The organism is Mesorhizobium sp. M7A.F.Ca.CA.002.04.1.1 (assembly GCF_004022805.1).
Lineage (GTDB): Bacteria > Pseudomonadota > Alphaproteobacteria > Rhizobiales > Rhizobiaceae > Mesorhizobium > Mesorhizobium ciceri.
In genome coordinates this window covers 1-5,198 of record NZ_RZPL01000393.1, presented here as the reverse complement: position 1 = coordinate 5,198, position 5,198 = coordinate 1, and the positions used below count along the sequence as shown (strand labels likewise).

7 protein-coding genes are annotated in these 5,198 nt (G+C 61.2%); 2 read left to right on the top strand and 5 right to left on the bottom strand.

All coding sequences use genetic code 11. The annotated features are described in order from the left end of the window. From ENZ75_RS19925 to ENZ75_RS19915, 3 genes are all read right to left on the bottom strand, one after another. On the bottom strand, window positions 1-902 hold a 902-nt coding region (locus ENZ75_RS19925; protein WP_164887879.1), incomplete at its 3' end, for a pilus assembly protein TadG-related protein. Window positions 903-1,224: 322 nt separating this feature from the next. Continuing rightward, complete coding sequence (locus ENZ75_RS19920; protein WP_013532000.1) at window positions 1,225-1,488, bottom strand: DUF6074 family protein; 264 nt, start codon at window positions 1,486-1,488, stop codon at window positions 1,225-1,227. A 191-nt stretch (window positions 1,489-1,679) separates the two neighbouring features. Continuing rightward, complete coding sequence (locus ENZ75_RS19915; protein ID WP_013532001.1) at window positions 1,680-1,976, bottom strand: DUF982 domain-containing protein; 297 nt, start codon at window positions 1,974-1,976, stop codon at window positions 1,680-1,682. Between the two features lie 243 nt (window positions 1,977-2,219). Here ENZ75_RS19915 and map point away from each other — a divergent pair, with 243 nt between their 5' ends. Then, window positions 2,220-3,047, top strand: coding sequence for a type I methionyl aminopeptidase (map, locus tag ENZ75_RS19910; RefSeq protein ID WP_128278261.1), 828 nt, complete (start codon window positions 2,220-2,222; stop codon window positions 3,045-3,047). Between the two features lie 27 nt (window positions 3,048-3,074). Here map and ENZ75_RS19905 read toward each other — a convergent pair whose 3' ends face one another. Further along, entirely contained in the window at window positions 3,075-3,974 is a 900-nt protein-coding gene (locus ENZ75_RS19905) for a HAMP domain-containing sensor histidine kinase (protein ID WP_245441330.1), read from the bottom strand. Window positions 3,975-3,980: 6 nt separating this feature from the next. Between ENZ75_RS19905 and ENZ75_RS35185 the strand changes: the two genes are divergently transcribed. After that, on the top strand, window positions 3,981-4,430 hold the full coding sequence (locus tag ENZ75_RS35185; protein WP_245441331.1) for a hypothetical protein: 450 nt from the start codon (window positions 3,981-3,983) through the stop codon (window positions 4,428-4,430). Here ENZ75_RS35185 and ENZ75_RS19900 read toward each other — a convergent pair. Next, window positions 4,397-5,158, bottom strand: a complete 762-nt coding sequence (locus ENZ75_RS19900; RefSeq protein ID WP_063167867.1) for a response regulator transcription factor — start codon at window positions 5,156-5,158, stop codon at window positions 4,397-4,399. The genes ENZ75_RS35185 and ENZ75_RS19900 overlap by 34 nt on opposite strands. Window positions 5,159-5,198: the final 40 nt, after the last annotated feature.

Genomic DNA, 5,198 nt, shown 5'->3' with positions numbered 1-5,198 from the left:
GAGCTGCCGGACATGAAGATGGTCACCCCGGCGCCGGTGATGGCCGCGTTGGCGTTTATCTTGAGATTGCCCTGGACGACATAAACGCCGGGCGAAAGCGTGACGTTGCCCTTCAGGTTCATGCCGCTGCAATAGGTGCCTGGACCGAGCGTCGCCTTGTTGTCGTTCAGGCAGGGGGTCGCGGCCACCGGGGCCGGCAGGTCGACAAAGGGATCGCCGGCGGGCAGTGCCTGGGTGATCGGGGCCGCGCAGACGGTGGTGACGGGATTGCTGAGAGAGACACCGCCCGCCGATATCAGGCAATCGGCCTGCAGACCGGCCGCGCCCTGAAGCTTGATGGCGTCGGAGGCGATGGAATTGGACATGACCGAGCAGCCGGTGAGCTTAACGCTGGTGCTGCCGGAAAACAGCACCGCCTGCGACGCGGACGGATCGAGCGCGAGCATGCAAGCACTCGAGGCATCGGTAATGACGGCCACCGCCCTCGCCTGTTCGGGAACCTTTTCCTGTGTGAAGATCAGGGTGAACATCCGGTCGAGCTTCTGGCCGACGATCACCTCGACCGCTTTTTTCGCCGTATTCGGTCCGGACGCGGGCGGCGTATTGACGACGATCGTGCCCGAGCCCAGCCCGTTCGACGCCGCGGACTGGGTCGCAGCCGCGACGATCGTCGGCTTGTCGGAACCCGAAATCTGTTCGAGCGCTCCGGCATAGGCGGCTGCATCGGCCGTCGCCTGCAATCTCAGGCTGTTGTAGTACCAATAGGAGGTCTCGACGCCGAAGCCCGCAGCGCCGACAACGACCGGCAAGGTGAGGGCAAAAATGGTGGCGACATTTGCGCCCGTGCTCCGGCGCATGGCGTCCATTACAAGCCGAACACGGGTGAAGCTATTCAAGGCCATGGCTTAGATTAGAAAGCACGCATAAATGAACGAATGGCTAAAAAGTTCGGTGCATTTTTGAGCAGTGGTCCATTGGCTTCAAAAAAGAAGTGCTTCGCTGGCTGATCAACGCGCGAGCGCACTTCCTGGCAAGCGAGAAGGGCTAGGGCCAGCGGGAGGCGGCGAGAGAGAGCATCGATGTCCTAGAGCATCCGCCTGCGATAGGCAGCCATGGGTTCGCACCCGATCAGCGAACTTGCCGTCGAAGGCAGCAAACACCGATGTGTTGCTGCTCGCACTGTTGGAGAATGCAGTGGGAAGCCAAAGCTGTGCAGGATTTTCTTCAAGCGGAAAGAATCGGCATCGGCTCCGCAACCACCCCGGCCGACATCTCTCTTTGCACGGCTTGGAAAAACCTGCGCACTTCATCGCTGGCTGCTGTTCTGTCCCTGCCGGAGCCGACCACAAGATCGAGCAACTCCGACGCCTTGGCCCTCCAGAACGAGGTGGCGGTCTCGCCATGCAGGTTGCCGAGCTTGGCAGCAACCTCTCTGACCAAGAATACCTGACGGTCGATCGGGAATGCACGGATTTTTTCTGGGGACATCTTCCGAACCATGAGACTGACGCAACGAATCAACCATTGCCAACAAGCAATGGCGTAGCCGGGAAGGTGGAAACGGAAGCTTAACGGCGCTGACGTGGGTGCGGGGACGCAACGATACGCTCGCGACATCGCCTGTGCGTCAAACGCGCTTCATTGGTTGCAGTGGGGGGCAGGCGAAACGGCGGCGGCCCTTAGGCCTGGAGCGCCCTCGCCTCACCGCCGCGCTTGCGCGGCGTCATCATATCCCTGGCCATCAGTCCGCTGGCCCGGCAAAACGCCATGAACGCCCGGCAAGCATCCTCGGTCTTGACCACGTCTACCGTGGCCCCAAAGCAGGCGTTGAAGGCTTTCTGGTAGATCGGGCCCTGACGGCGCGCAGGCCAGTCCTGGAGAAAATCGAGCGCCTGTTCGACGCCGTAGATCTCCTCGACCGGCAGGCCGGGCGCGGGCGCTATGCGCACCGGCACCTCGAATTGCAGTCTGTCCATTTCCTGTCTCCCGAACTGGCGCCACCGCAGCAACGCCGTTCGTCGTCAAAAGTTGCTTTGACCGGCTTTTGGCCCAGAAATGTGTCGTCACTTGGGTCGCTGAACCGCCCATGCAAGGCGAATATCTCGAACTGTGCGGGTGCATCGGGCAGTTCTTCCTTGAACCTTTTGCCCTCAAGTGCCAAATCTGGGGAGATCTTCACGTCGGCTCTCTTGCAGGGCCCTACCCGCTACACGGACAAAATGGTCACCTATCTCGACGCTGCCACGGCCCCGCTCAGAAATACCGGCCAGATCCGCCTCTATGGCGAGGACGGCTTTGCCGGCATGCGCAAGGCATGCGATCTCACCGCGCGCTGCCTCGACGAGCTGGTGCCGATGGTCCAGCCCGGGGTCACCACCGAAGCAATAGACCGCTTCGTCTTCGAATTCGGCATGGACCACGGCGCGCTGCCGGCGACGCTCAACTATCGCGGCTACACGAAATCATCCTGCACCTCGATCAACCATGTCGTCTGCCATGGCATTCCCGACAACAAGCCGCTCAAGGATGGCGACATCGTCAACATCGACGTCACCTACATCCTCGACGGCTGGCACGGCGATTCTTCGCGCATGTATCCGGTCGGCACGATCAAGCGCGCCGCCGAGCGGCTGCTCGAAGTCACGCATGAATGCCTGATGCGCGGCATTGCGGCGGTCAGGCCGGGCGCCCGCACCGGCGCCATCGGCGCCGCCATCCAGACCCTTGCCGAAGGCGAGCGCTGCTCGGTGGTGCGCGACTTCTGCGGCCACGGCGTCGGCCAGTTGTTCCATGACGCGCCGAACATCCTGCATTACGGCAGCGCCAATGAAGGCGTCGAGATGCGGCCAGGCATGATCTTCACCATCGAGCCGATGATCAATCTGGGCAGGCCGCACGTGAAGGTTCTGTCGGATGGCTGGACCGCGGTAACGCGCGACCGCTCGCTGTCGGCGCAGTACGAGCACACGATCGGCGTGACCGACACAGGGTGCGAGATTTTCACGCTGTCGCCCAAAAAGCTCGATCGCCCCGGCCTGCCGGCTTAGAGCGCACCTTACCCGGCGGGAGGCCGTCTATGCCGACTGCACATCCGCGGCATTCGGCAGGTCGATGGTAACGACCAGTCCGCTGGGCTGGTTGTCCTCCAATTCGATCCTGCCGCCGTGCCCCTGGACGATGTCGGCAACGATCGAGAGGCCCAGACCGAAGCCATGCTTCGACGCAATGCCGCGCGACGCATCTTCCTTGAAGAATGGTTCGAAAACACGGGCACGTGCCGTCATCGGAATACCCGGCCCGTCGTCCCCTACCGTGATGCGCGCCGCCGTGCCGGTCGCCGTCAAGGCGACCGTGACATTGCCAGCGAATTTGACCCCGTTGTCGCAAAGATTGGCGATCGCACGCGCCAATGCATTGGGCTTGCACCAGCCCAGAAGCCGGTCCGGCCCGGAATATGAGACAGGAAATCCGACATCGGAGAATTCGGCGCAGACGGTTTGCAGAACGCTGGCAATATCGGCGCGCTGCAGCTTCTCCGTCGAAACATCGTTGCGCAGGTAGGTAAGGGTCTCATCGATCAAGATTTCGATGTGCTGGACATCGGACAGGATTGCGGTTCGGATTGGGCCATCATCCATGCGCTCGGCGCGAAGCCGCAGCCGCGTCAAAGGCGTGCGCAGATCATGACTGACGCTGCGCAACATGCGCGTGCGGTTTTCGATCATCGTGCGGATACGCGTCCTCATCCTGTTCAGGGCGCGCGCCAACCCCACCATTTCAATGGAGCCGTGTTCGACGAAGAGCTGGTCGCCATTCTCGATCTCGGCCGAACCGACTGCCGCCGAGATGCGCTTCAACGGATCCGTCACGGCCCAAACCGCAAACAGCCAGATCAGCACGGGCAAGGCAACGAAAGCCATGAACCTGTAGAACGAGGCACGGACGAGGCCCGATGTCAGCCAGGAATCGGGCATGCCGAAATGGGCCAGGACGTCCTGCTGGTCGAGGTCGATGACAAACGCGTATCGGCCGCCGATCCTTATCCAGCGTCCCTCAACCGTCCCCCTGTCGATACGCAAAAGCCATTCGACACTTCGCCATTGCAGATAGGACTGGGGAATGCCGGTTATCCGGTCCTTGGGCAATATCTCGAAATCAAAGCCGGCCCGCTTTGCTGTCGCCAGAATTGCGCCACGCGCCTGCGCCGGCGTTTCTTGCAACAAGGCAGCAACAACGGCCGCACGCCCGGCGTTATCTTCCGCGGCGGGAAGATCGGCGTTCTCTATGAAACTCTCGACGACCGAACCGACGAACATGATCACGATCACCGCGATGAAAATGATTGCCACAAACTGCCCACGCACGGACTGTGGCAAGAAACGGCGGATGAAATCCCTTATGCTTCCTCCACCGTCGCGGTGAAGATGTAGCCACCCAACCGAACGGTCCTCAAAAGCACCGGATCGCGCGCATCCTTTTCGATCTTCCTGCGGATTCGACTGATATGGACATCGACGCTACGCTCGATCGGCCCCGCGAGCCCGGCATGGGTTACGCCCAGAAGTTCCTCACGAGAGAGAACCCGGCCTGCATTGCGACAAAACGCAAGCAACAGGTCGAATTCATGCGTCGTGGTCGTCACCCGCGCATTGTTGGGGTCATGCAATTGCCGGCGTATGGGATCAAGGCGCCAGCCGTTGAAACGAAGTACCTTCGACCAGTCCCGCTCGTCGGGATCATAGGCTGTACGGCGCAGCAGCGCCCGTATCCTGGCCGTCAGTTCACGCGCGCTGAACGGTTTCGTCACATAGTCGTCCGCGCCGATTTCCAGCCCGAAGATGCGGTCGATTTCCTCGCCGAGCGCGGTCAGCATCAGGATCGGAATGTTGGTTGCGGCACGAAGGCGGCGGCAGATGTTGAGACCGTTTTCGCCCGGCAACATGACATCGAGCACGATGAGATCGAATTTCTGGGTGCGAAGCGCGGCATTCATCTGGACGCCGCTCTCGGCAATTTCCACAGTCATGCCGTTGTCGGTGAGCGTGTCGCCCAGCATGCGTGCGATCTCCAGATCGTCTTCGACAATGAGGATGCGCGAACCTTGCCTTGCCGACCTGGATTCGGCGCTCAAATCGCTTTGGTGCCGTTGCTGTGCCATTCCGGAGCTTGTCCAGCTTGCATTTGGTGCCCTGGGTAGG